This window comes from Enhygromyxa salina (assembly GCF_002994635.1).
Taxonomy (GTDB): Bacteria; Myxococcota_A; Polyangia; order Nannocystales; family Nannocystaceae; genus Plesiocystis; species Plesiocystis salina_B.
In genome coordinates this window covers 1-26688 of sequence record NZ_PVNL01000126.1, presented here as the reverse complement: position 1 = coordinate 26688, position 26688 = coordinate 1, and the positions used below count along the sequence as shown (strand labels likewise).

Genomic DNA, 26688 nt, shown 5'->3' with positions numbered 1-26688 from the left:
TCAGGCAGCTCCCTCAGGCAGCTCCCCTCAGGCGCCGGGCAGGATGCACAGCCCGACGTCTTCGTAGGTGGGTGGAGCCGTGCCTTCCTCGAAGAAGGGCGAGCACTCCGTCCCCTCGACCGGACACTCGGGGGAGCTCAGCTCGCAGTAGGCGGTGCAGCAATTCGATCCGGTGCAGCTCGGCAACACCTCGCCGGTGGTGCACAGCAGACCCGGCGCGCAGTCGTTGACGAAGCCACACGGCTCGGCCTCGGGGATGTCGCCCGCGGTGAAGATGCAGTTGAACTCGTTGTTGGCCCAAAAGCAGCCCAAGCCCTCGCTGCAGGCCTGCAACAGCGGATCGCAGGTCTCGATGCACAGCGTGATCGAGCCTTCGTTGGCGACCAGGCACGAGGTCCCGGGCCCGCAGATCGGGCTATCTGGGTTGCCACTACAAAACGGTGTGCACACGCCCACGGCCTGTCCGTCGACGTCCATCACGTCCCAGCAGTGCGAGTCGGCCCCGCAGTCGTCGGTCGCGGCCGCGGTCCCCCCGTACACGCACGTGTCGCCAGGTTGGCCATCCCCCTCCACGGGGACGCACTTGTTGTTGTCCCAATTTCCACCGGTGCTCCCGTAGGGCACGCACTTCTCCCCCTCCTGGCAGTCCTGCGCCCACGGGTCGCACTGCTCTTCTCCGACCAAGTCGAGGGGCACGAAGTTGGCGCCGGTCTCGGTCCCGTCGTCGGGATCCCCGATCGAGTCGCCGTCGCCGTCGCCGTCGCCATCTCCGCCGTCGGATGCCTCCCCTGCGCTGTCATCTGGAAGCAGGAGGCCCCCGCCACCACACGCGAAGAGGCCGAGAGTCGCAGTCACCGTGAGACAGATTGCCCGAGTCATTTAACTTTGATAGCTACTTTAACTACTTAAGCAAACATAATTCCTATAGCTGTTTGAATCTATTGAAATCATTGAGCTTTTCTCGATCTCTCACCCTCGTGCCGCGTCGGACGCGCGGTCTGGACAGCTGCAATTTCAATGATCGACTGATCGGTCCACGCTCGAGTTGCTCCAATGAAAAAGACCACCCCGCGTATGCGGAGTGGTCTTGTCTGAGCTCAGCCCTGAACTCGGCCTGGAATCCAGCGAGTCAGCGGCTCAGCTGCGGGCGATCACGCACCCGGGATGATGCAGACGCCGACGTCCTCGTAGCCGGGAGGGGCCATGCCCATCTCGAAGAAGTCCGCGCACTCGGTGCCCATCTGCGGGCACGTGGGGTCGCTGAGGCTGCAGAAGCTGCCACAGCAAGCCGAGCCGTTGCAGGCCGGGAGGACTTCGGCGGTCAGGCAGCCAGTGCCTGCGACGCAGTCGTTGATGAAGCCGCAGGGCTCACCCAGCGGGATGTCCTGCGTGGTGAAGATGCAGTTGAAGCCGTTGTTGGCCCAGAAGCACGCGAGCCCGGCACCACAATCTTGCAGCAGCGGATCACAGGTCTGGATGCACAGGGTGATGGACCCCTCGTTGGCGATCAGGCAGGAGGTGCCCGGCGCACAGATCGGATCGTCAGGCGTGCCCGTGCAGAACTCGGTGCACACGCCGACCGGCTGACCGTCGACATCCATGACGTCCCAACAGTGGCTGTTCGCGTCGCAGTCGTCCGTACCCTCGACGACGCCGCCCGAGATGCAGGGGTCGCCAGGCGAGCCCGAGCCCGTGACCGGCACGCACTTGTTGGCGTCCCAGTTGGAGCCGGTGCTGCCGTACGGCACGCACTTCTCGCCTTCGGGGCAGTCTTGCGCGAAGGGATCACACTCCGAGACCGACGCCATGTCGGTGTCCACCGGCACGAAGGTCAGGTTGGGGTTGGTCTCGTCGCCATCGTCGGTGCCGGTCTCGGCGTCGCCATCACCGTCACCGGGGTCACCGTCGCCGTCGCCGTTGTTCTCGGCGCTGGCACTGGCGGCCGTATTGGCGTTGGTCGTGCCGGGTTCATCGTCCTTTGCACAGCCCGCGAGCACCAAGCTCACTGAACCGCACAGCATCATGGAAAGCACAAGTGTCTTCTTCATGTCGTCCCTCGTCTGAAACTTTCTGGGTGTGAATCTGGGGGGGCTGAACTGTCGCAGCTTCGGTCTAGCCCGTGACGCGATCTAGATCATGGCACGTCGTGCCATTGGGATGATCATGCGTGCGACACGCAACCACTCTGCTTGGCGCGTCGGAGAAACCATTACATGTCGAAACCCAAGAACGCAACACAAAATTTTTCTGACAATCCTGACTTTCTAGACAAAAAATCGCATTTACAGCGTACTTCATGAGAAATTCTGGTGGATCATCTAACATTTCAGACAGAGATGTATGTGGAAAACGCACTTGAGATCTAATGTGCGCAAGGCCGAGATCTTTTGGTCTTGCGGGGCCAGTGAAACCCCATGATCGGGGCGTGTGTCAATTGCGAATTTTTCGTCGCACGCCTGACACCGCGTCCCCTCCAGGTGGGATCGACTTGCCGAGATCCGCGCTTATCGGGTTTTTCCCTGCATATTCGGCGATCTCGACGACTATCTTGCGTTGACACTCGAACGGCCTTGTCTCTATCCTGCGCCTCGTCGTACGGGCTCAAAACGAGCCCGTCACCAGCATAGTCAGAGGGAGCCGGTCTTGAGCGCACCGAAGAAAGGTAAGGACCTCAGCGCACTGAAGGCGCGTCTAGCCAAAAAGGCTGCGGCCGCGGGGGAACCCGAGGGCCCAGTCACCAGCACGCCAGACGTACCGTCGCCAGGCGAGGTCAGGGCCGAAGTACCGGCACCTGGTGAGGTCAAACGGCCAGCCGCCGATATCCCGGCGCCGGGCCAGGTCAACAAACCGGCCGACATTCCGGCCCCCGGCGAGGTCAAGAAACCCGTCGACATCCCAGCCCCCGGCGAGGTCCTGCAGCAGCAGCCGCAACCTCAGGCTCAGGCTCAGGCTCAGGCTCAGGCCCCGTACGCCCCACCTGCCCAGCCCAGGGGGGACATCGCCAACGATCCGATGTCCGGCGGGGTCGCCTTCGATCCCAACGCGGGCATCATCGACGACGTCGGCGAGATCAAGAGCCGCGGCGGCGCCGGGTTGGCGATCTTCGCCGGTGCGATTGGCGTCGTCGTCGGCCTCGGGCTCGGTTGGATGGGCCACCGCGCCGTCGACTCCCGCGATCGGGTGAACTCGGCCAAGAAGAAGGCCGAGACCATCCAAAAGAAGGTCACCGAGATCGAAGAGACGCGGTCTCGCATCGCGCTCAAGATCGGGGAGGCGCAAGACGCCCTCGAGGCCAAAGAGGGCGAGAAGGCCGTCGCGGCGCTGTCCGAGCTCGAGCCCACCTACGCGGAGCTGGCCGACCTGTTTGGCTGGCAGATGGCCTCGATGCACCCCGACGTGATCAAGTCGATCTTCACGCTCGCGGAGGCCAACAACAACCTGCAGCTCGACGTCGGCATCCTCAAGGGCTGGATCGGCGCCAACGAGGCGATCCTCTCCGGGCGCGCCAAGGGTCCGTCAGCCTTCGTGGTCATCGCCGGCCCGCAGGGGTCGATCCTCGCCGAGTACGTCTCGGCGATCTGCGGCGAGATCCCCGAAGAGCTGCCCGAGGGCTTCGACCCCAGCACGCTCGAGAAGTGTGAGGGCGACGCCATCCTCTCGGCCCGGGCCTTCATGGTCCGCACCGAGATCGGCGGCGACGTCCAGTTCGTCCCGCAAGGCATGTTCCTCGCCCCCATGGGCCAGATGTACAGCTACGCGATCGGTGCCAACCCCGACGCGAACGCGAAGTCGTACTTCGACATCCGCATGGGCAAGCTCAAGGACACCATGGACGCCATGGTCAAGCTCAAAGACGACGCGCTGGCCGGCATCGGGAACTACACCGAGAACCCCGTCATCAGTGGCGACTGACGCAACCGTTTCTGCCCGGGTTTGGGTCACCAACCCCGCGAGAGCTGGCCTGTTTGGCTGGCTCTTTCGGTATTTGGTGGTGTTGCTGTTGCTGACGCTGCCCGCGCTGGGGCTGATCGGCCGGGCGGCCTACCGCTACTTCGCGGCCGACCTGCCGCAGCTCGACTCGGTCTCGGACTATCGCGAGCGAGCACCCGGCGTCACCCGGATCTATGCCGCGGACGGCACCTTGCTCGCGGAGCTCGCCCGCGAGCACCGATCCTACGCGCCACTCGAGGACATCCCCGCGCCGCTGATCGCCGCGTTCTTGTCGGCCGAAGACCGGCGATTCTACGCGCACGGCGGCCTCGACTTTCGCGGGCTCGCCCGCGCGACCAAGGCCAACATCAGCTCGGGCACGATCGTCCAGGGCGGCTCGACGATCACCCAGCAGGTCGCCAAGAGCTTCCTCGAGGATCAAGAGCGCACGCTCGAGCGCAAGGTTCGAGAGGCGATCTTGTCGGTCCGCATGGAGTCGCGGCTGGGCAAGCCGCCGATCCTCGAGATCTATCTGAACAAGATCTTCCTGGGTCACGGGGCCTACGGCGTGCGCGCGGCGGCGAGTCGCTACTTCGACAAGCAGCTCGACGAGCTGACCTTGGCCGAGTCGGCCCTGATCGCCGGGTTGGCGCAGGCGCCCAGCCGCTGGTCCCCCGTCAGCAGCCCCGAGCTGGCGCTGCGGCGGCGCAACGAGGTCCTGTCCGACATGGTCGAGGCTGGCTACCTCGACGCCGACGAGGCCAACCAGGCGACCGCAGAGCCGATCGTGCTGGCCGAGCTGCGCGACCCGTTTCGTTGGCGCGCGCCGTTTTACGCCGAGCACGTCCGCCAGCTGGTCGGCGAGCAGCTCGGCGACGAGGCCGTGCTCAGCGACGGCTTGGTGATCGAGACCGGCGCCAACCTGACGCTGCAGGCCGCCGCCGATCAGACCGTCGACGCGGCCGCGCGCAAGCTCGATCGTCGCCACGGCTGGCGGGGACCGGCCGCCCACCTGAGCAAGGACAACGCGCGCGCGCGCCTGCACGAGCGCATGATCCGCGAGTACAGCGAGTACGGCGATCAGCCGCTCGCGCAGCCCAATCGCTGGCTGCTCGGGCTGGTCACCGACGTCGATCGCCACCTCGCGATCGTCGACCTCGGCGCGATCGAGGCCGAGCTGCCGCTGCGGCTGGCCCACTGGGCCGCGCCCTACGATCGCTCGAGCGGCGAGAACGACCGCACGATCTCCGGTCTCGGTCAGGCCCTGGAGGTCGGCGACGTGATCTGGGTCCGCGCGCACCTCGACGCGGACGGGCTGCCCCAGCGCGGCGACGAGTCCGACCGGCCGATCGTCGAGCTCGGTCAGATCCCGGCGGTCGAGGGCACGCTGTTCGCGTACGACCACCAGCGTGGCTACGTCGAGGCCATGACCGCGGGCGTCGACTACGATCGCTCGCAGTACGATCGCGCGACCCAGGCCTGCCGCTCACCCGGCTCGGTGTTCAAGGCCTTCTACTTCGCGCTCGCGCTCGACGAGGGCTGGCAGGCCGACGACGTGCTCGAGGCCAAGCCGTGGGAGCCCGAGCCCGGTGAAGAATGGAGCCCGCGCAACATCGACAAGACCCTCGACGGCAAGGTCCTGCTGCGCACGGCCCTGATCAAGTCGCTCAACACCCCCTCGATCCGGCTGTTCTTGGCGGTCGGGATCCAGGACGTGATCGACTTCGCTCGCAAGCTCGGGTTCACGACGGAGCTGATCGCCGACAAGGGCCTCTCGCTCGGGACCTCGTGCGTGCGCATCGACGAGCTGACGGCTGGCTTCGCGGTGTTCGCCCGGGGCGGGAGCCCGCGGCCCCCCGTGTACCTGCGACGGGTGATCGACAAGCACGGGCAGCTGCGGATCGATCAGCGCCACCCGATCGACGGCGCGATCGGGATCGGGGATCGCATCGATCGAATGGCCGCGCTCGCCGGCGATCCACCCAAGCAGCTGCTCGACACGCGCACGAATTTCTTGATCAGCAGGCTCCTGCGCGAGGTCGTGACCTCGGGAACCTCGACGCGCGCGACCACGATCGGCGCGCCCTCGGCCGGCAAGAGCGGCACGGCCTCGGGTCGCTACAAGCGCGACGGACGGTGGGATGATCTGACCACCGACACATGGTTCGTCGGCTACACCTCGCAGCACGCCACCGCGGCGTGGATGGGCTTCGACGATCGCAACGAGCGCTCACTCGGCGACGAGGACGCGAGCTACACGACGGCGATCCCGATGTGGACCGAATTCATGAAGATCGTCGTGGAGGGGCGCACGCACGACCGGATTCCCCCGTCCACGCCCGAGGGGATCGGCCAGGTCGTCGTCGACGCGACCCACGGCGGGCCGCCCGTCGCTGGCATGCCACAGGCAAACATTTACTATCGACGGGACCTCCGCCACGCGGACACGCCCGCCCCCCTGCCCTGACCGCTCTCCCCTGATCATCATGCTTGGAATCTTGGCCGACAGTACGAGCGCGCTCATCGTCTTGGCGCTGGTGTTCGTGGTGCTGATCGGGAGCGCGCTCGCGTTCGACACCGAGATCGCCCAGAGCCAGCTGCGTCGCTACCTCTGGTATCGGCGGTTCGAGCTGCTGCCGGCTTCCGAGCTTCGGTTTCGGGGGATGATCGCGATTGGCGTGGGTCTGTGCACCTTTGCGGCGCTGTTGACCCTCGAGCTGTTGGCCCCTGGCGTGGGGACTTGGGCGGCGCTGATGCTGGGGATCTTGGCGGTCGTGGCGATCACGCTGGGGGCGGCGCTGCTGGAACGGGCTGGGCAGCGGTAGAGCTGGGCAGCGTAGAGCCGTACGCGGGGGGGCACCTCGGCCACCGCGAATGAACACGGAACCGTGTTCGAGGCGCACCGAGTGCGATCGAATTAACGATGAACGCGGGCGTATGTGCGCCCGCGTCAACTTGGGTTCTCGAGTTCGCTGCCCTCGGTGGACCGGTCTAGGAATGCCGCCTGCAAGCGGGCGAGGAGTCTCGCCCGAGCTGAAAACAGCCTAGATGTCCAGGTCGCCGCGGATCTTTTTGCACTTCTCGGGGTCTTCGATCATGTTGCCCTCGGCGTCGTAGCAGATGTCGCTGCCGCCGAGCACGTCGGAGACGTCGTCGGTGAATTCGCCGCTCTCGAGGCCGGTTGGCAGGCGGGGGCCGTACTGATCCTCGGACTCGCCCTGGACGATCGAGACCACGAACGCGCCGTGGACGGCGGTCATGTCGAACGCGCGGACGCGGTCGCCGTCGGAGGTGTTCCACTGCACGTAGTCGATCAGCTTGATCTGGGTCTCTTCGTCGAACTCGGCCTTGGCCTCGGGGCTGGGACCGAACCAGGTCTTGAACTTCTGGTCGAGGATCTCCTGGTAGGTGAGGCCCGCCCAGGCCTGGGTGCCGTAGGCGTAGACGATCTTGTAGAGGTCACCGTCCTTGAAGAAGTAGAACTTCTTCAGGGTTGGAGACTTGATCCAGATCATCTCTTCGTTCTCGTTGTCCTTGAACTCGTGACCGATCAGCGAGACGCCCCAGCGATGGTGGGCGGCGGCCTCGAAGCGCACGTGGTTCTTGGCGATCTCACCGATCGCCTCGCGCTTCCACTCGCGGTTCTTGTCCTGCTCCATCGGGTCTTTGGTCTTGGCCTGCAGCTCGGCGTACTCGTCCTCGATGTCCTTCTCGAGCTGGGCCATGACCGTCTTGATGTCCATGCCCCAGCGGAACCGACCGATGATCGCCCGCGCACCCCGGGCCGCGGTGACCTCGGGCTGGGGATCGACCATGGTGCACTCGCGGGTCTTGCCCTTTCCGGTGCACTTCTCGACGGGCTTCTTGGCGGCGGGAAGCTCGGGACGGGCGCCGTAGCTCTCGTTGAGCGAGGCCTCCTCGTCCTCGGTGTCGTAGGACTCGCGGGAGCCCACGAGCGTCTCCTCGTTGCCGACATCGGGCGCCTGCGTGCTTCCGCCGCGCTCGCAGCCGGTTTGAACGCTGACACCTACCAAGAGGACGAGAGTTGCACAGATCGAACGCTTCATGCCTGGCTCCGGGGCGGAAGGTACCACACTCAGCGGACCCGGGTCTTCGCCTTGCCCAGTTGCAAGACCCGAACGAAGTGAGCTTTGTCGACGGGTTGAATTGACAGCCGCTGCCCGCGACGGACCACGAGCATCCCTTCGAGCGGGCCGCTGGCCTCGTCCTTGAGGGTCTCGAGGCTGACGAACTCGGGCAGCTTCTCGACGAAGGCGACGTCGACCATCACCCACCGCGGGTTGTCGGGATCGCTCTTGGGATCGTAGTAGTTCGAGTCGGGGTCGAAGGCGTGGTGATCGGGGTACGCCTCGGCCGCGATCCGGGCCACCCCCGCGACACCCGGTGGCTTCGCGTTGGAGTGGTAGAACAGCACGAGATCGCCGATCGCCATCTCGTCTCGCATCATGTTGCGAGCCTGGTAGTTGCGGACCCCTTCCCACTCCCCTTGCCCGGCGCGCTCGAGATCGTCGATCGAGTACACGTCCGGCTCGGACTTCATCAGCCAGTATTGTCGCTTGCGGCGGGCTTTGCTCATGTCGCGGTCAGTCCTGATCCCAGGGCCACGGGACGACGAGGGTCCAGGGGCCCCGGTACATGCGCTCGATCGACCGGATCACGCCCTGCGAGTCGATCACGTAGTCCGTTGGCATCGCGTCGCCCGGCATCGTGGGGATGAAGAAGGGCATGTAGATGTCCTCTTCGTCGATGAAGTCGTTGGCGTCGCCGAGCTCGGGCGCGGCCACGCCCCACAGACCAAAGGTTGCGCCGTCGAGCGCCCAGCGGGTCGCGAAGCCGTCCTGCGCGGGGTCGAACGAGCCGAGCATGATCGGCTCGCCGCGTCCGAGGTCCCGGCCCTCGCGGCCGAGCCAGGCCAGGTCTTCGAGCTGCGGCCACATCAGCGCGCAGTCGGGCCAAAACCAGATGGTCTGGCTGCCCGCTGGCGTGGGCAGCGTGTAGATCTCGTGCTCGACGTCGGCCAGGGTCAGGGTCGGGAACACGTCGCCGGTCGCGGGTGGCATCGGATCGTCGACCTCGCGCTGGGCGATGACCAGCACGGTGCTGGACACGGGCTCCCCCACGCTGGGCACCTTCGGGTCATAGACGCGCACGCTCAGCCGGGTGTTGGGCTCGTCGGCCGCGAGGATCCGCGCGCGCAGCTCGACCGGGACGTCGACGTCGATGACCGCCCAGGGCCCGAGCTCGCCGACCCACACAGGGCGCCGATCGAACCACAGCTCGGCCCGCAGCGCGATCGGGCCAGGGTTGCGCATCCGCCAGCGGACCGGGCCCTCGGGCTGAACGTAGATCCCGCGCGGCACGTCGAGCTCGAGCACCTCGCCGGCGGGATCGAGGGCCCAGCGCTCGACCCACAGCCAGTCCGAGGTCAGCACCTCGCCCTCGTGCAGGACCCCATGCAGCATGTTGCCCGCCCGCTCGTGGCCCAGCATCGCCGCCGGGCCAAACCCGAACAGGCGCGGCGAGTCATCGGAGCTCGACTGCTCGGCCGCGAGATCCCACGCGAACACCCCGCTCAGCGTCACCGCGACCGCGATGTCGCCCGCGAGCAAGCCCGTGGTGACGACCGCGGGTGGCGCGAGCGTGCGCTCGAGCGTGAGCGCGTGATCACGGACCCCGACCACGGCCATCCCGCCCGAGCCGAGGCCCACCGCGACCCGGGATCCAGCCTCGGCGTCGGCGCTCAGGCCCAGCGGGGGCCCAGCGAGCGCGAGTCGATCGAGCTCGGTCCAGGTCGACGGATCGAACAGTCGCAGCTGCGCCCCCGGCCCGGCTGGATCCGCAAACAGGGTCACCACTTCGCCGTTCACGGCCACGCTGACCCGCGCGTTGCCGACGATCCCCGTGTCGCTCAGCTGCGACAGCAGCCCGCCCGCGCCGATCTGGGCGGTCCAGATCCCGTCGTCGAACTGCTGGATCAGCAGCTGATCACCGACGACCTCCAGATCTCGAATCGCCGGTTTTTCCAGGGCAAACGCGCCGCGCCAGGTCACCGTGCCCGGCGTCGAGATGTCGTAGACCTCGACGACCGGACCGGTCGCCCCCATGGGGGCATCGGATCCACAATAGAGCGTGTCCGACTTGGCGTGGACAGCCACCGACGTGCAGCGCCGCAGCGTCGACGGCAGCGAGCCCGGATCGGTCAGCGTCACCCCGCCGTCGTCGTCGAGCCGCATCGCGGCCACGCCCAGGGTGCTGTTGGCCACGTAGACGTGGCCCTCGTGGACCAGCAGCTCGACCAGGTGATCGTCGAAGTCCGCGTAGTCACCGCCTCGGAGCACGATTCCCGGGCTCAGATCCGTGACCGGGATCGGCTCGGGATCGGGCTCGGGCTGCGGCTCGAGACCACACCCCGCGATCCCGAGCAGCAAGGCCGCGGCGAACGAGCGTGTGCGGACACCAGACACGTGCGCCGATTCTATTACGTCTCGCCGCCTCACCCAACACGTGACAACGCCGGCCCCCCGAGCTCATGTGCGCTCGGTGGGGTCGGCGCCGGCTCGCTTGCGCGAGTCAGGGGCTGGCGTGAACTACTCGAAGGTGCACAGACCGCGCATCTGGCCTTCGCCGTCCGGGCTGCCCTGCGGCTGGCACTTCGCACCGCACTGACACTGGTGCCCACCGAGGAACTCGGAGTTCACGTAGCAGCGCGCGACACAGAAGTTGTCGTTGGGGCCGACGAGGTAGCAGGTGCCCTGGGCCGAGGTCTGCTTGTGACCCGGGCAGTAGTCCGCGAGCCCGGAACAGGCTGGCGAGCAGAACCCACCCGAGATACCGAGCGGACCGTCGAACGGGGTCTGGGCGATCGGGTTGCCCTGCGGACCGATGTAGTCCGAGCAGTTGCCGCCCTCGATCGGTCCGTAGGGCTCGTCGGGATTGAGCTCCTCGATCGGGCAGACCTCGTCGTGACACTGGCTCTCCGTGGGGCTGGAGAGCTTGGCCTTCTCGACCTCTGCGCCGCAGGTCTCGTAACACTTCTGGGCTTCCTCGCTGGTACCACACCAGCACGACCCCTCGGCGCCGTACTGCGCCTCGACCAGCTCGGCCTGACCAGGGACCACAGCGGCGATGCAGCGGACAAACTGCTCGCAGATCGGCGGCTGCGGGAAGCACTCGCCCCCAGTCGGATCGCCGTCGCCATCACCGGGATCGCCATCGCCGGGATCACCGTCGCCATCGCCAGAGCTCGTGTCCGCGGCCATCTCGCTTCCGTCGTCACCGCCATCGCAGGCGGCGATGCTGATGCTCAGCGCGAGTCCAACGAACATGGTCGTAATCAAGGGGAACTTTCGCATTTGTCTCTCTCCGGGTCGCGGCGGCAATCTATCACGCCTATCGGATGGGTCAGCGATGTTTTTTTGTCACCTGCCCGCGACGCTCGGCGTTGCGGACGAGCTTTCACGGCCGCTGCGCGAGTGATCACTTTTTTTGCGCCCAGTAATCATGGGCCCCTGCGTCACTCGGGCGTGTGCATGCGATCACACAGGCGATACAGCAGCGCGTGGGCATCCCGCGGCGTGAGCCGATCTGGGTCGCAGTCCTCGATCTCGGCGAGCACATCGGCGGCCGCCAGCGAGCGCGGTTCACTTGCCACCGCGGCGCCATGACGATCTGGCTCACTCTCGTGCGGCGCACGTGGAGCGAAGAGATCCAGCTGGGCACTCGGGGCAGCGCGCTCTTGCGCCTCGAGCCGATCGAGGATCCGCTGAGCTCGGCGCAACAGCCGAGCGGGCAGGCCCGCCAGGCGACCCACTTGAATGCCGTAGCTGCGGCCGGCTGGGCCCGGCTCCACCCGGTGCAGAAACACGATCTCGCCGCGGTGCTCGTGGACCGCGACGTGGACGTTGCGGACCCCCGCGAGCCGAGCCTCGAGGCCGCACAGCTCGTGGTAGTGGGTCGCAAACATGGCGCGGCACCCGACCTGATCGTGAAGGTGCTCGGTGATCGCCCACGCGAGCGCGAGCCCGTCGAAGGTGGCCGTGCCCCGGCCGATCTCGTCGAGCAGGACCAGCGAGCGAGGGCTCGCCTGGGCCACGATCTGCGCCGTCTCGCGCATCTCGACCATGAAGGTGCTGTCGCCGCGGCCGAGATCGTCGGCGGCGCCGACCCGGGTGAACACGCGATCGACGAGCCCGATCCGGGCGCGCTTGGCCGGCACGTAGCTGCCGACGTGCGCGAGGATCGTGATCAGCGCGACCTGCCGCATGACCGTGCTCTTGCCGCCCATGTTGGGCCCCGTGATCACCCACAGCCGCGCGCGCCCGTCCGCGCCGTCCGTGGGGACCTCGGCTTGGGCCCCCGCGACCAGCTGGGTGTCGTTGGGCACGAAGCGACCGGCGCCCAGCATCCGCTCGACGACCGGGTGCCGCCCTTCGCAGATGTCCAGCTCCGGCCCCACGACCAGCTCGGGGCGGACGTAGTCGTGGGCCTCGGCGACCTCGGCGAACCCAGCCAGCACGTCCAGAGACGCGAGCGCATCGCCGAGGGTCACCAGCCGCTCGCCCGCGTCGCTGACGAATTTCCGCAGCGCGGTGAACAGCTCGAGCTCGCGCTCGAGCGCGATGCTCTGGGCCCCGAGCACCTTGGCCTCGAGCCCGGCGAGCTCCTCGGTGACGTAGCGCTCGGCGTTAACCAGGGTCTGCTTGCGGACCCAGCCGCTCGGGACCTTCTTGACGTGGGCCCGCGGGACCTCGAGGAAGTAGCCGAACACGTTGTTGTGCTTGACCTTGAGGCTGGTGATCCCGGTCGACTCGCGCTCGCGGGCCTCGATCGCCGCGAGCGCGTCGCGGCCTCCGGCGGCCAGCTCTCGCTGCTCGGCCAGCACTGGATCGGCGCTCGATCGGATCATCCCGCCGTCGCGCACCACCGACGGCGGATCATCGACGAGCGTGGCCTCGAGCTGCGCGCACACGTCGGCCAAGCGATCGTCGCCGAGATCCAAGATCGCGGGCAGCAGCTTGTCGGTGCGACGCGAGCCGAGCTCCGCGAGCAGCGTGGCCAGGCTCGGGACCGCCTGCAGGCTCGCGCGCAGGGCCCCGAGCTCGCGCGGGCTGATCGTTCCCAGCCGCGCGCGCGCGGCCAGCCGGACCACGTCGCGCACGTCCTTGAGCCGCGACTGCAGCTCGGCCCGCAGCCGCGACTCGCCGAGCAGCGCGGCGATCCCCTGCTGGCGGGCGTTGATCGCCGCGATGTCCAGCAGCGGCGCGCCGATCCACGCCCGCAGCAGCCGCGCCCCCATCGAGGTCTGGGTTCGATCGCAGGCCCACACCAGCGAGCCGCGGCGCTGGCCATCGCGGGCGGTGCGGTAGATCTCGAGGTTGCGCAGCGAGGTCTCGTCGAGGATCAGGTGGCGGCTGGGCTCGTGGCGCCGCAGCCGATGCAGCAGCAAGGTGTGACCGGGCTGCGTGGCTTCGGCGTAGGACAGCGCCGTCGCGGCGGCGTCGGCCTCGAGATCATGCAGCGCCAGCCCGGTCCCCCCTTCTTCATAGAGGTGCCGGACCCGCGCGATCAGGCGGCGCGGATCGACGGCGCCATCGAGCGACTCGCGGGTGGCCAACGGCGGACAGTCGGGCCCGAGCTCGGCCCGCAACCACGCATGCACGGACGGCGGCGCCAAGATCTCGCGGGGGCTCAGGCGCGCCAGCTCGGACCGAAGATCGTCGAGCCGCCGACACCCCATGACCACGAACTCGCTCGACGAGATGTCGAGGGCCGCCAGCGCGACCGCGAGCGGCTCCGCGGGCTTCTGGCCCGCGCGCTTGGTCTTCTCGGCTTTGGCCGCGGGCGGCGGGCTGTCGTCGTCGAGCAAGCCAGCGCCGCGCGGGCCGGGGATCAGCGAGACCAAGTAGTTGGGCTCACCGCCGCGCAGGTGCTCCTCGTCGAGCAGCGCGCCCGGCGTGACCACGCGGACCACCTCGCGCCGGACGATGTTGGGCCCCTTGCGCTTGCGCGCCTCCTCGGGCGACTCCATCTGCTCGACGATCGCGACCTTGAAGCCACGCTCGACCAGGGTCCGCAGGTACCCACCGATCGCGTGGTACGGAACCCCCGCCATCGGCACGGGATCTTCGGCGTTCTTGTCGCGACTGGTGACCACGATGTCGAGCACCGGACCCACGGTCACCGCGTCCTCGAAGAACATCTCGTAGAAGTCCCCCATTCGGAACATCACGATCGCGTCGGCGTAGCGGCCCTTGATCGCGAGGAACTGCCGCATCACCGGACTATCGGCGCTGTTGTGTGGGGCCGGCACGGCGTCCGCGTTGTAGCTTAAAAGCCAACGGACCCCGCAGGGCCCGTTGGCTCACAAATGATCAGCCGCGAGCGGGCAGCTACAAGCTGACGACGTAGGCGATGACCTTCTCAGCCTTCTCGAAGGTCTGCTTGGCCGCGAGCGCCTCGTCCCAGGTGTCGAAGGTCCCGAGCCGGACCCGGTGCCAGCTCCGGCCGCGCACGTCATGGCTCTCGATGCGCACGTCGTGCCCGTTGTGGCGGAGCGTCGCGGCCAGCTTGTCGGCGTCCTCTTGGCGCGAGAAAGCCTTCATTTGCAGGGTAAACCGGCGGGTACCGTCGGCCTCGCTGCTCGCGGGCTTGGCCTGGGCCGCGGCTGGGGTCGCGTGCGCGAGCGCCTGCTGTTGCTCGGCGATCTTGGCGTCGACCTCGTCATTCTCGGCCGCACGCTGCTCGGCGCGGGCCGAGGCTGCGTCGGCGACCGCGTTGGCGTGGTTGGCGGCCTGACTGGCGGCCTGATTGGCGGCCTGATCAGCGGCCTCGGCTCGCTCGGCCCGGACCTCGCCCTCATCGCGCGGGGGCACCGCGGGATCGCGGGTCGGGGGGATCGCCTCGGCGTCCGACTCGGACAGCCCGCGCTGAAACGCGAAGTGCTCATCCTCGGGCGCCTCGCCCTCGAGCAGCGCGAGCGAGTCCTGCCCACCGACCGCCGCGACCTCCTGCCCCGGCTCCCACTGGATCCGACGCCCCGTCATGATCCCGAGCGCGAACACGAAGCATCCGATCACGGACAGACCAAAGAACAGGAAGAAGATCTGGCGATTGTCGAGCGACAGCTCGACCTTGTCCTTCCACTTGTGCATTTCACGCATGTCGTCGTTCCTCATTTCGTGGAGCCCGCGGCTCCTAGCGATCACCTATCGGCCTATGACATTTCGGGACCGAGCACGAAAAACCGGCGAAACCCAGCGACCCCCGCGATGGAGATCGGCGCTCTCGACGACCAATGAATGAACGAGCGAGCGAGCGAGCGACCACTCGCGTCACACCCACTCGCGTCACGGCGTGGACGATCTCGGCACAGCACCGACGGATCGTCACTGCATGATTCGCATCGACGCGGCGGGATCACGCAGCGGCGGCTGGCTGGTCTGCTCCGGCACCTCGCCGCTCGGATCCGTCCCGATCCGAATGATCTCCCGCGTCGCCGGATACACGAGCTCCCAGCTCTGCTCGCTGTCGACGGTGCCGCCGCGGTAGAGCTTGCGAACCCGCTCGATCTTGAAGCCACGCATGCCTCGCTGCGCCACCACTTCGGCGCCCGTGCGCAGGCGCGGATCGCTGCGATAGACCGTCTCGTACGGCATCGACTCGACCAGCGAGCGCTCGAACGCGACCTGGTGGGTCCGCTGCGGACCCAGGATCTCGCCGCGGACCTGGCCCTGGCTGACGGTCATGTGAATGACCACCGGGAACTCGAAGGGGTTGCGCAACACCAGGTCGACGGTGTCCCACACGACGGTCGCGTCGAGGCCCATGTCGACGTAGCCGCTCGGCCGACTGTGCGGCCGGGCATTGACGATCTCGAGGCCAGCGAAGAAGCCCGCGCCAAACATCGTGCTCGCAACCTGACAGATCCCACCGCCGACCGAGTCGACGATCTGCCCGCCGGAGATCCCGGGCGCCCACCGGTAGCCGTTCTCGGCGCTGCGCTCACCCACGACCTCGTTGAACGAGAAGCGCTCGCCCGGCATCAGCACGTGGCCGTCGAGCGCCGCCGCGCCGACCTTCAAATTGAAGGTGCGGTCGGCCGAGCTCGCCTCCATCGAGTAGGGCGTGGAGAAGGTCCCGAGCACGACCCCGACGTCGAGACTGTCGAGGCCCTGGTCCGCGAGCTGGGCCGCGAGCGGATCGGCGACCGGCGGTTTGTGAGCGACGGCGAGCTCGATCCGATCGAGCCCCGACGCCAGGCCGATCGCCACGCTCGACAGCGAGTCGTAGGGCAGCAGCGCGGTGCCCCGCGCCGCGGGCAGCACCTTGCGAGCCTCGAGATCCAGGCGCGTCGGCACCGACATCGTGTCGACCGCTGGCGCGAGCTCGAGCAGCTCGGCGAGCGCCTCGCGGGCGTCGAAGCGCATGCCGATCCGCAGATCGGCCCGGCCCGCGCGGGCCCGGGCGCGCGCGCGGAGATCCGCGATCAGATCGCCGCTGTGCCCATAGTCCAGCGCTTGATCCACGACCGCCGCGGGATCGGGGACCGCGCCCAGGGCCCGCGCGGTCGTCGTGGTCGTGACCGAGCCCGCGGCCAGGCTCAGGCTGCGATCCAGCGATCGCTCGCCCGCCGCCGTCGCGATTTCATCGATGTGCTCGCGGTCGAGCCCGCCGACGTCTTCGCCCGCGAGCATCAGCCCCGGCACGGCTCGGTCGCGCGCCTGGCTGGTCTCCCACGCGCCCGCCAGCACGGCGGCCGTCGCCGCCCCGGCGGCCAGCATCGCGATCGACTCCGCGCCCGCCAGCACCCCCCACCATCCGCGACGGCGCTGTGGTTGGGGCGTCAGCTCGGGCTCCGGCTCGCTGACCGGACGCTGGCTCCGACGCGCGCCGGTCCGCCCCCGGGCCTGCGAGGCGCGAGCCGGCCCCGCGACCTTGGCCACGGCACCGGTGATGCGTAGGGCGGCTTGTGCGGTCACCGCTTCGCAACCTAGGCAACCCGACCGCGAACACCAAAAAATCCAAGATCTCGACGGGTCGACCCCGGGGTTGTCCGCTCGCGGACGGCGTCGGCCGCGAACAGCCCCCTGTACTCGGTTTGCGACGATCTGGAACCGATGCCGCCGCTCGTGGTCAGGCCGCGGTATGAATCACGCCATGGCCGCGAAGGCACCCCGAGCATATGGCCGAAACGACCCCCGACGCACAGGCGTGATGCTGTGGCTGGCGGTCGTCTCGACGAACCTCATCGGACTGTTCGCGGCCTTCTACGTGTCCGCGACCCTGCGCGCTGGCGGTGGCAACCCCGACGTCCTGTTCCTCTTCTACTATGGGGCGATGCTGCTCGCGGGCGTCGCCGACGCGATGTGGCTCGACGAGCTGGTGTTCAAGGGCTCGTTCCGCCGCAGCCTCCAGGGCAAGACCGGCCGGTTCGCCGGCAAGAAGGATGACGTCGACGAGATGGCGGCCTCGCTGCAGCGCGGATCGATCAGCTTTCCGGTCGTCGTGATCGTCTGCGCAGCGGTGACGTATGGCGTGTTCAACCTGGTCAACCGCGGGTTCGACAACTGGTGGAAGGACGTCGGCGAGCACGCCCACGTGCTCCGAAGCAGCGCCTCCACCCCCGCCGAACAGCAGCAAGCAATCCTTCAACTTTCGCAGCGTATCCGCCCGGAAGTACTACCTATTCTCGAGGAAGCGCTGCTCGATGGTGACCCCGAGGTCGAGGCCTGGGCGGCGTGGGCGATCGGCCGCCACAAGCAAAACGAAGTCATGAACATCAACCGCGTCCCCGCGCTGATCGAGCGGGTTCGCAACGGCGCGCCGCAGGTCCGGCACGAGGCCCTCATCGCCCTCGCCCGGCTCCAACACCAGGCGATCGCCGACGAGGTCCAGGCCGAGCTCGCGGCCCAGCTCGACAGCGGCGAGGCGATCGACGTCCGCTTGATCTGGGGTCTGGGCTATCTGCAGGTCGGCGAGTCGCTGCCGGTCCTCGACCGCGCGCTCTACCACCCCGACGAGACCATCCAGCGGCTGGCCGCCTGGGCGCTGTCGCAACAGCGCGACAGCGGCAAGGGCCGCGAGGCCGCCGACCTGCTCGAGCAGCGACTGCCCGCAGCCCCGCTCGCGACCAAGTGCGCGATCGTGCACTCGCTCGGGGTGCTCGCTGACGAGCGCTCCAACCTCGCGCTCATGCACGCCTACGATGGCCTGAGCGCGGACCAGCGCGAGTTCGTGTGTGAGCGCGTCACCGTGTACGCCTGTCCAGATGGCGAGAACGATCGGGAAGATCTGCTGCTCCCGACCGAGCGGTTCGGGATGAAGACCATGCAGGCGCTCGGGGCCATGCGCGCGACGACCCCGCATATCCGCGCCGAAGTCGAGCCGTGGCTCGAAGCCGTGATCGCTGCCCCGGGCACCCCCGTGATCACGCGTGAGTCCGCGCAGTCACTGCTCAGCGGAATTCGCACGCAACGCGACGACCGGACGTGAGGGTCCGGCTTCGATTCTCGCGCGGTGGGGTGATCGAGAATCACCAGAATCGCGTGGGGTCCGGAACTGGCATATGATGGCGCCGCGTGCTCGCCCCGGGCGCCATCATCGATCCTGAAGACCTGCGGATCCCTGGCGAACAGCCGGGGACGCCGATCGTCGTGCTCGAGGATCTAGGAGAGGTCCCCCATGGCCAGCGCTTCCGTGCGCGGCAGGGCAAGAGCTTGTTGCTGCTCACCACGCTGGTGCCAGACGTCACCATGCAGCGAGAGCTGCACGACCTGCTGAGCTACCGGGTCGTGCAGGCCGGCGACGTCAGCCACCCCAACTTGCTGCCGACCTACGGCTGCGTGCGGCTGCCACTCGGTGAAGAGGGCTTCGAGACCCTGTTCATCGTGCGCCCCGATCCCGGCTGCCCGACCCTTCGCCAGTGGCTGCACGAAGTCTGGCAGGCCGGGCACACGCTCGACCCCCTCAACGCCGTGGCGATCACCGTGCAGATCTGCGAGGCGCTCGCGCTGCTCCACGAGAAATTTCCCCACGGCTACGTCACCGCTGACAACGTGTTCATGTACCCGACCGGCGGGATGCCGCAGGCGCTGCTGTCGGGTACCGGCGAGGGTTCGCTGCTGCCGTTCGCGCCGGGCTTCGATCGCTTCGCCGAGGCCGGGTACCTGCCGCAGGCCGGCCCCGAGATGTCCGCGCCTCCCCACGAGCCGCGGGTCGAGACCGACGTGCTCGGGTGTGCAGCGCTGGTCCTGGAGATCCTCACCGGGCAGCCGCTCGAGCCCGACATGCTGCTGGATCGCTTCGGCCTGCCGCCCAAGCTGCAGCGAATTTTGGAGGTCGCGAGTCGGCCCGATCCCGAAGATCGACCCCAGGACATCTTGATGTTCTCTCGTCGCCTGCAGGCGGCGGTTGGGCTCGGCGAAGATCCCACGGAGCCCTCGGCGGTGCTCGAGCCGGTTCACCACGGTGACCACGCCGACCCGCGCTACCCTGCGGTTCGCGCTCACGCCTGGCGCCCGCCCCCGCCGGCCCCGCCACCGTGGGCCGCCGAGGATGCCGGGCCGAACCACGGGTCGGGCGCGTGGAACGTCGGCGCGCCAACCCCGGGCTCGGGGGCCTGGCACCATCAATCGCTGCAGGGAGCTCCCGGCCAGGGAGGGTCGGGCGCGTGGAGTCATCCGGCCCCGCCCAGCGCGCCGGCCCCGATCCCGCCACCGATCCCGCCATCGATCCCGCGGCAGAGCTCCGCGTCATGGCAGGCGGCTGGGCAGGCGGTTGGGCAGCCGGTTGGGCAGCCGAGCCCGGCGCCTCCGCCCGTCGCACCGCCGGCCTTCGGTCGCAATTTCCCGATGCCTGCGCCACCGCCACCGCAGGGTGTCAGCCCGAGCACCGCCGAAGCCATGGCGCTGCCGAGCTACGACAACGGCCGATCAGCCCGCGCCGACGACCGCGCTCAGTCGTTCGGTGCCAGCGCGCCGCCGGCAGCACCACCGCCGACGCCCGTCATCGTCGCCCCCGGGCCGCATCAGTCGTCGATCTTCAAGAAGTCGCACTCGGTCTCGATCATGATGCCGGCGCCCGACGGCAGCATGATGGCGCCGCTGAGCCGAGGCCCCGCCGACTTCGTCATTCTGCGGCACGGCAAGCGGCACGGTCCCTACGATCTGGCCCAGCTCGAGCGGCTGATCCCGATGGGCAAGCTGCGCAGCGTCGACTCGATCGAGGTCCAGAGCTCGGGCGGGCAGGCCCTGGCCGTGGATCTTCCCGGTCTGCGTCCGCTGTTCGAGGCCCGCGCCCGCGCCGAAGAGGCCAGCGCCCCGCGCGTGGCCGCGATCTCGCCCGTCGTGCTGGCTGAGCCCGAGAGCCGCCGCGGCGCGCTGTGGACCGTGATCGGGCTGCTCGCGGTCGGGCTGGTCGCGGCGGCGGTGTTGCTCGCGCTTCGCTGACGCCCAGCCGTGGGCCCATTCACATGTGATAGTAGTCGTGCGGCGCGTAGTCGTTGATCGGGAGCAGCACCGCGCCCGTGTCGACGACCGCGGGCACGGCTCCAGGCAGCGGCACGATCGCCCAGCCGCGGCCGGACCCGAACATCGGCACGTCGACCTCGACCTCGCCGAACACAAACCGCTCCCACAGATCGCTGCCAGCCCAGCCGCTCGCGCTGCTCGGGCGCGCGCGCACCAGCACGAAGCGGGCCTCGGGATCGCGCGACTGCAGGCTGAGCGCTGCGCTGGTTCGAGCGCGCATCTCCGAGTCTCGATCGGCCTGCAGTGACAGGCGGGCTCGAACCACCGCCGCGGGCCGGCGAATGATCCGCAGCGAAAGCGCGGTCGCAGCCCGGACCCGCGGGGACGGATCAGCGAGCAGCGCCTCGAGCAGCGGGTCCTCGCCAAACCGCGCGAGCGCAAGCGCAGCGCAAGCGCGCACGTCGGCGTGGTGGGCCGCCGCGAGCTGGCGCAGCTCCACGCGAGCGGGCTCCGCGTGGCGGGTCCCCTCGGCGCGGCCGAGCCCCAGCGTGGCCAGACAGCGCGAGTCGCCGCTGTTGCTGCGATCGTGGGCCCAGCCGGCGACCCGCCCCCAGATCACGGCGTGGGCGGGATCGTCGAGGATCGGCTCGGGGGCCAGGGCCAGGGCCATGAGCCAGGGCCGGACTTGCTCGGCGCTCGCGGCCCGGTCCAGCTGCCACGCCAGCGCGCCGCCCATCCACGCGGGCGCGGCCTCGGCCAGCGCCGCGCCGATCAGCTCGGCCTCGGGATCGCCGAGCCGATCGAACCATGCCTTGCGATCGTCGATCGCGGGCAGCTCGAGCGGCGTCGACTCGACGACGGGGCTGTCACCGCTGGTCGCCACGCGCGGGGTTGGCTCGAGCCTGCGGGCCGCGAGCAGGCGCTGAACCTCCAGGGCGATGTCGGGCTCGAGCCCGCGCTCGGTCGCCGAAGCGAGCTGCGCGACGGCTCGATCACCCAACCACAGCAGCGCCTGGGTCGAGGGCTCGCGCAGCTCCGGGTCCCGCATGCGATCGACGAGCCCCGCGATCAGCTCGGGATCGGGATCGGGTCGGCCACCGATCGCCTTGGCGACATCGGGACGCCTGATGTTTCGCGGCGGCGCGTCGAGCAGATCGAGCAGCTGAAGATCGATCTCTCGACCTGGCAGGCGCGCGAGCGCGGTGACGGCTGCAGATCCAAACACCGGGTTCGCCGGGTTGTCGAGGGTGCGACGCAGCGCCGGGGCCGTGCGTGCGTCGGCCATCTGCCCGAGGCTGACAGCCGCGGCCGTCGCGACGTCGGCGTCAATGTCATCGAGCAGCCGCACCAGCGCCAGCGCGCCCTCCCCCGGTCCCATGCGGCCGAGGCTGCGCGCCGCGGTGCGACGGACCCGGGCCGAGATGTCTCCGAGCTGGGCGACGAGCTCTCGCCGCGCCTCCACGGCTCGCTCGGGCCCGAGCGGCGCGTCGACCAACAACATGATCGCTTGTTCGCGGATCAGATCGTTGGGATCCCGCATCGCCTCGTACACGAGGTCGAGATGGGCCGGGGTCGGATCTTGGCTCAGCAGCTGAAGCGCCAGCAGCCGCACGCTGCCCTCGCCCGTCTCCCACATCTGCTCGGCCTCATCGACGCACGCGAGCAAGTGCCGCGACGCGCACAGCTGCAGCGCGATCTTGCGAACCTCGGGCGAGGGATCGGTGAGCGCGAGCTCGAGGTCCGGCAAGATGACCTCCGAGGCGTACGCATCGAGCTCCTCGAGCGCCGCGATCCTGGCGCTCTCGCTCATGATCGTCGGGTCCCGCAGCGGCTGCGCGATGCGATCGATCTCCGTGGGCCACACCGGGTAGCGCCCATCGGGGACGTCGGCGGCGGCGGCCTCGGAGGCCAGCGCAGGCAGCGTGGCGATGATCAGCGCGGGGAGTCGAGCTTTCATGGATAGCTGCGCCTCAGCGTACTGGATGGTTCGCGGGCAACGAAGGCCTCAGGGCCCGCCAACGCAAACGTCATGAAAATCATATGTGCTTGCGACTTTACGTAGCGAAGCCCCGCCACGGCCTCCCTGCCAACACATAACTATTTGATATCAATCGGTTTTATAGAGTGGCCGCCGACATGCATATCTGTGCTGCATGACCGTCGCCACCTGTAACGAGTTCGTCGCCCTGACCAATCCCCACCTCCCCCGCCTGTTTCGGATCGGCATGCGGCTGACGCACCAGCCGAGCGAGTCCCAAGATCTCGTACAGGAAGCGCTGAGCAAGGCGTGGGCCAACTGGCACCGGTTCGAGCAGTCCGGCAGCGTCGGGGCCTGGCTCTCGCGGATCCTGGTCAACACCTTCATCTCGCGCCACCGTCATCAGCGGGTCGTCGACACCACCGCGGTTCGCCCCGACATCCTGACCCACCTCTACGACCCCAACCGCCTCGACGAGGCCGCGGCCCCCGAGGGCAGCTGGCACAGCAACCACTTCTCGGACGAGGTGCTCGAGGCCCTCGCCGAGCTCCCGCCCCAGTACCGCGAAGTCGTCGAGCTCGTCGACGTTCGCGGCCTCGCCTACAAGGAAGCCGCCGACGAGATCGGCTGCCCGCTCGGCACCGTGATGAGCCGGCTGCATCGGGCCCGCAAGCTGCTCCGCGAGCAGCTGAGCGACTACGCGACCAACTATGGGCTGGGCATGGCCGCCTGATGTCGACGCTCGTTGGCGACCTGGCCGGCCCCGCGCGCGGCGGTGTGCGGTGGACGGTGGACCGGGAGCGAGGTAGATCGGTTCGCGCGGTGACGATCGAGCGAAGCACGGAGTCCTCGAGCCACTCGCTCGCCCGACCGCGATCGCGATCACGCCTCAGCGCGCTCGCGTTGGCCTCGAGCTTGGTGCTCGGGTTCGGCTGCAAGACACGATCGAGCGAGGACGAGGCCGCCGAGCACACGCCCGCTCCCGAGTTTGCGACCAAGAACCTCGACGGCGACGACGTCAGCCTCGCCGATCTGAAGGGCCAGGTCGTGCTGCTCAACGTGTGGGCGACCTGGTGCGACCCGTGCGTGCGCGAGCTGCCCGAGCTCGCGCGCATGCACGAGAGCCTGAAGCACAAGGGCTTCACGGTCATCGGCCTCAACACCGACGTCCGCAGCAAGCTCGCGGCGGTCCGGACCATGGTCATCCACCACGCCCTGCCGTTCCCGATCTGGCTCGACTTCGAGAGCAAGTCCCAGGTCGCGCTGAAGCTCCGCGGGTACCCGACCTCGTTCTTGATCGATCGCCAGGGCAACGTTCGCTGGAAGCGCGAGGGCGAGATCACCAAGAACGACCCCGAGCTCGGGGCCGTGCTCGAGACCGTCTTGGCCGAGTGAGCGGGCGCCCAGCCGGGGCTCGACTGGATCCCAGCCGGGCAACCCAGCGCTCAACCAGGATCGGGCACTGGAAACCCGGTCGCGCGCGGAGGCTCGACCCGGGACTCACCAGCGGCCTCGCGGCTGTCCTCGACCCGTGAGGTCAAGGGCCGGCGCTTCTCGAACGGACCGAGCTGGCGGTCGGCGATCAGATCCGCGACCTCGGCGGCGTCGAGGACCTCGCGCTCGATCAGGGCGTTGGCGATCCGGGCGAGCGCCGCGTAGTTGTCCTCGAGCAGCTTGCGGGCCCGCTTGTACTGATCCGTGACGATCCGGTGGACCTCGTCGTCGATCGCTCGGGCGGTCGCCTCGGAGTAGTTCTGCGGGCGCTGGATGTCGCGGCCGAGGAACGGCTCGGAGTCCTCGCGGCCGAAGGTGATCGGGCCAAGCCGATCGCTCATGCCCCACTCACAGACCATCTTGCGGGCGATCTCGGACGACTTGGACAGGTCGTTGCCGGCCCCGGTGCTCTTGAGCCCCTCGAACTCGATCTCTTCCGCGATCCGACCGCCAAGGCTGACCGCGATGATCCCCGCGGCGTTGTTCTGATCGTAGGAGAGCTTGTCTTGCTCGGGCAGGAAGTGGGTGACCCCGAGCGCGCGGCCACGCGGGATGATCGTGACCTTGTGGATCGGATCGACGGTGCCGCTGGGCAGCAGCGCCGCGACCAGGGTGTGACCGGCCTCGTGCCAGGCGGTGATCTTCCGCTCCGCGTGCGAGACGTAGGCGCTCTTGCGCTCGGCGCCCATCATGACCTTGTCGCGGGCGTGGTCGAAGTCGCCGTGCAGCACCCGGTCGCGGTTGCAGCGAGCGGCGAACAGCGCGGCCTCGTTGACGAGGTTCTCGAGGTCAGCGCCCGAGAAGCCCGGGGTGCCGCGGGCGATCGAGTTGAGCTCGACGTCGTCACCGAGCGGGACCTTGCGGGTGTGGACCGAGAGGATCGCCTCGCGGCCGCGGACATCCGGCAGCCCCACGACGATCCGACGATCGAACCGACCGGGTCGCAGCAGCGCCGGATCCAGGACGTCGGGTCGGTTGGTCGCCGCGACCAGGATCACCCCGTCGTTGCCCTCGAAGCCGTCCATCTCGACGAGCAGCTGGTTGAGGGTCTGCTCGCGCTCATCGTGACCGCCGCCGAGCCCGGCGCCGCGGTGGCGACCGACCGCGTCGATCTCGTCGATGAAGATGATGCACGGCGCGTTCTTCTTGCCCTGCTCGAACAGGTCGCGGACCCGGCTGGCCCCGACGCCGACGAACATCTCGACGAAGTCCGAGCCCGAGATCGAGAAGAACGCGACCCCGGCCTCGCCTGCGATCGCCCGCGCGAGCAGGGTCTTGCCGGTCCCGGGCGGGCCCATCAACAGCACGCCCTTGGGGATCCGACCGCCGACCCGCATGTACTTTCGGGTGTCGCGCAGGAAGTCGATGATCTCTTCGACCTCCTCGCGGGCTTCTTCGATCCCGGCGACGTCCTTGAACGTGACCTTTTGCTGGTGCTCGTTGAGCAGGCGGGCCTTGGACTTGCCAAAGCTCATCGCCTTGCCGCCGCCAGCTTGCATCTGGCGCATGAACATGATCATCACGGCGACGATCAGCAGGACCGGCAGCCACATCATGGCGATCTGGAAGAACACCCCGTCGTCTTCCGGCTCGACCTTGTACTGAACCCCGTGGGACTCGAGCAGCGTGTAGAGCTCGTCGGTGGCCGGCGCCACGACCTTGACCTCGGCGTCGTCGCGCTCGTAGGTGATGTTGACGTGGCTGGGGTGGACCTCGAGCTCGACCGAGGTCGAGGTCTTCGCGGAGTTGAGCTCGTCGGCCTCGACCTGCTCCCGAAACTCCGTGTAGGTGATCGGGTTGGCCTTGTTGCTGTTGTTGAACAGGTTGGCCAACAACAGCACGGCCACGATCAGGCCGAGCCAAACGAGGAGGGTCTTGGTCTGCTGCTTCACGTCGGTTGCTTCCGAGTGTCCGTCGCGGGGGCTCACGGTCCGCAGGTGCGTCATAGCGCACTAGAGCCCAGACCTGCCGGAGGCCTCCGAAGCTGCGGAAATGACGGCCTGGCGCGGCGTGAACCGTCCGACTGACCGTTCAGGCCAGGATAGCCCTCGGCCCCGGAGGGGTCAATGGTTCGCGGTTCCCCGTTTCGTCCCGCGCTGGCGGGCGTGAACGCCTGTTTTCCCGATCTCCACCCGACAGCCGGGGCGCAGGTCCCAGCCTCGGGGCGCCGGATTTGGGGTCCCCGGCCCCCCTGCCCGCGACCGAGACACGGCCACCGCCGCCTCGTCCATCGCCTCGATCACGCGCAGGTGCACGGTGCTGAGATCGACCCCACACAGCTCACACACACGCCGAAGCACGCGCGTCCTCACCGCCCGCGGCAGCACGTGAAACTGGCTGAGCTCCCACCCCCCGCCAACCCGGCGCCGCTCGACCTCGGCGTTCGCCCACTCGAGCAGCGCATCCTCGGCGTCCCCCGCCTGACGCGCGAGCCCGAGCAGCGCGAACTCGACCCGGGGATTTTGCTCGCGCAGTCGCGGCAGCACCAGCTCGCGCAACCACACCCGCAGCGCGTCGGTGTCCGCGTTGGTCGGATCATCGACGAAGCGCAGCCCAAGTTGCTCGCACAGCCGACCCGTCTGCCCCCGACTGAGCCCCAACAACGGACGCAGCCACGGCGGCTCGTGCGTAGCCATGGCCGCGAGCCCATCGAGCCCCGCGCCCCGAGTCACATGCATCAGCATCGTCTCTGCCTGGTCCGTCGCGGTGTGACCCAACACGATCGCGTCCGCCCCGCAAGCCTCCGCCTGCCGCAGCAGCACCTCCCGGCGGGCCGCGCGAGCCCGCGCAGCCAGCCCC

General features: G+C 68.5%; 19 protein-coding genes. 7 read left to right on the top strand and 12 right to left on the bottom strand.

Annotated features, from left to right (window positions below):
- Positions 1-27: 27 nt before the first annotated feature.
- Together ENSA7_RS33300 and ENSA7_RS33295 are read right to left on the bottom strand one after the other, a co-directional pair.
- Positions 28-879 (bottom strand): Cys-rich lipoprotein, encoded by an 852-nt coding sequence (locus ENSA7_RS33300; RefSeq protein WP_504823233.1) that lies wholly within the window; start codon positions 877-879, stop codon positions 28-30.
- Between the two features lie 272 nt (positions 880-1151).
- A complete protein-coding gene (locus tag ENSA7_RS33295) occupies positions 1152-2048 on the bottom strand; it encodes a ribulose phosphate epimerase (RefSeq protein ID WP_244923997.1) in 897 nt (298 codons plus the stop codon).
- A 595-nt stretch (positions 2049-2643) separates the two neighbouring features.
- Between ENSA7_RS33295 and ENSA7_RS44480 the strand changes: the two genes are divergently transcribed.
- From ENSA7_RS44480 to ENSA7_RS33285, 3 genes are all read left to right on the top strand, one after another.
- Entirely contained in the window at positions 2644-3912 is a 1269-nt protein-coding gene (locus ENSA7_RS44480) for a hypothetical protein (RefSeq protein WP_181234355.1), read from the top strand.
- A gap of 82 nt (positions 3913-3994) precedes the next feature.
- Complete coding sequence (locus ENSA7_RS33290; RefSeq protein WP_181234354.1) at positions 3995-6397, top strand: penicillin-binding protein 1A; 2403 nt, start codon at positions 3995-3997, stop codon at positions 6395-6397.
- Between the two features lie 31 nt (positions 6398-6428).
- Positions 6429-6755 (top strand): hypothetical protein, encoded by a 327-nt coding sequence (locus ENSA7_RS33285; RefSeq protein ID WP_146158427.1) that lies wholly within the window; start codon positions 6429-6431, stop codon positions 6753-6755.
- A gap of 219 nt (positions 6756-6974) precedes the next feature.
- Here the strand turns inward: ENSA7_RS33285 and ENSA7_RS33280 are convergent, their stop codons facing one another.
- The 7 genes from ENSA7_RS33280 to ENSA7_RS33250 form a co-directional block, all read right to left on the bottom strand.
- Positions 6975-7997 (bottom strand): hypothetical protein, encoded by a 1023-nt coding sequence (locus tag ENSA7_RS33280; RefSeq protein WP_146158426.1) that lies wholly within the window; start codon positions 7995-7997, stop codon positions 6975-6977.
- A gap of 29 nt (positions 7998-8026) precedes the next feature.
- A complete protein-coding gene (locus tag ENSA7_RS33275; protein WP_106093446.1) occupies positions 8027-8527 on the bottom strand; it encodes an EVE domain-containing protein in 501 nt (166 codons plus the stop codon).
- A gap of 7 nt (positions 8528-8534) precedes the next feature.
- A complete protein-coding gene (locus ENSA7_RS33270; protein ID WP_146158425.1) occupies positions 8535-10415 on the bottom strand; it encodes a hypothetical protein in 1881 nt (626 codons plus the stop codon).
- A 123-nt stretch (positions 10416-10538) separates the two neighbouring features.
- Positions 10539-11303: a hypothetical protein gene (locus ENSA7_RS33265; RefSeq protein ID WP_106093444.1), complete on the bottom strand. Its 765-nt coding sequence runs from the start codon at positions 11301-11303 to the stop codon at positions 10539-10541.
- A 161-nt stretch (positions 11304-11464) separates the two neighbouring features.
- Positions 11465-14224, bottom strand: a complete 2760-nt coding sequence (mutS, locus tag ENSA7_RS33260) for a DNA mismatch repair protein MutS (protein ID WP_106093443.1) — start codon at positions 14222-14224, stop codon at positions 11465-11467.
- A 115-nt stretch (positions 14225-14339) separates the two neighbouring features.
- Complete coding sequence (locus tag ENSA7_RS33255) at positions 14340-15110, bottom strand: SPOR domain-containing protein (protein ID WP_181234353.1); 771 nt, start codon at positions 15108-15110, stop codon at positions 14340-14342.
- A 225-nt stretch (positions 15111-15335) separates the two neighbouring features.
- Entirely contained in the window at positions 15336-16928 is a 1593-nt protein-coding gene (locus ENSA7_RS33250) for a VanW family protein (protein WP_106093441.1), read from the bottom strand.
- A 178-nt stretch (positions 16929-17106) separates the two neighbouring features.
- On the opposite strand from ENSA7_RS33250, the gene ENSA7_RS33245 reads away from it, so the two are divergent.
- Both ENSA7_RS33245 and ENSA7_RS33240 read left to right on the top strand, forming a co-directional pair.
- Positions 17107-18441: a HEAT repeat domain-containing protein gene (locus ENSA7_RS33245; RefSeq protein WP_181234352.1), complete on the top strand. Its 1335-nt coding sequence runs from the start codon at positions 17107-17109 to the stop codon at positions 18439-18441.
- An 86-nt stretch (positions 18442-18527) separates the two neighbouring features.
- Positions 18528-20396, top strand: a complete 1869-nt coding sequence (locus ENSA7_RS33240) for a hypothetical protein (protein ID WP_106093440.1) — start codon at positions 18528-18530, stop codon at positions 20394-20396.
- A gap of 19 nt (positions 20397-20415) precedes the next feature.
- On the opposite strand, the gene ENSA7_RS33235 is transcribed toward ENSA7_RS33240, so the two are convergent.
- The gene (locus ENSA7_RS33235) at positions 20416-22374 is read right to left on the bottom strand and encodes a HEAT repeat domain-containing protein (protein ID WP_106093439.1); all 1959 of its coding nucleotides are present in this window, start codon (positions 22372-22374) and stop codon (positions 20416-20418) included.
- 196 nt (positions 22375-22570) lie between these two features.
- Here ENSA7_RS33235 and ENSA7_RS33230 point away from each other — a divergent pair, with 196 nt between their 5' ends.
- Positions 22571-23128 carry a sigma-70 family RNA polymerase sigma factor gene (locus ENSA7_RS33230; protein ID WP_106093438.1) on the top strand — a complete coding sequence of 186 codons (558 nt, stop codon included), beginning with the start codon at positions 22571-22573 and terminating at the stop codon, positions 23126-23128.
- Positions 23129-23217: 89 nt separating this feature from the next.
- Positions 23218-23790 (top strand): TlpA family protein disulfide reductase, encoded by a 573-nt coding sequence (locus ENSA7_RS33225; RefSeq protein WP_181234351.1) that lies wholly within the window; start codon positions 23218-23220, stop codon positions 23788-23790.
- Between the two features lie 50 nt (positions 23791-23840).
- Here ENSA7_RS33225 and ftsH read toward each other — a convergent pair whose 3' ends face one another.
- Positions 23841-25781: an ATP-dependent zinc metalloprotease FtsH gene (ftsH, locus tag ENSA7_RS33220; protein WP_106093455.1), complete on the bottom strand. Its 1941-nt coding sequence runs from the start codon at positions 25779-25781 to the stop codon at positions 23841-23843.
- 171 nt (positions 25782-25952) lie between these two features.
- On the bottom strand, positions 25953-26688 hold a 736-nt coding region (locus ENSA7_RS33215; RefSeq protein WP_280524055.1), incomplete at its 5' end, for a tRNA lysidine(34) synthetase.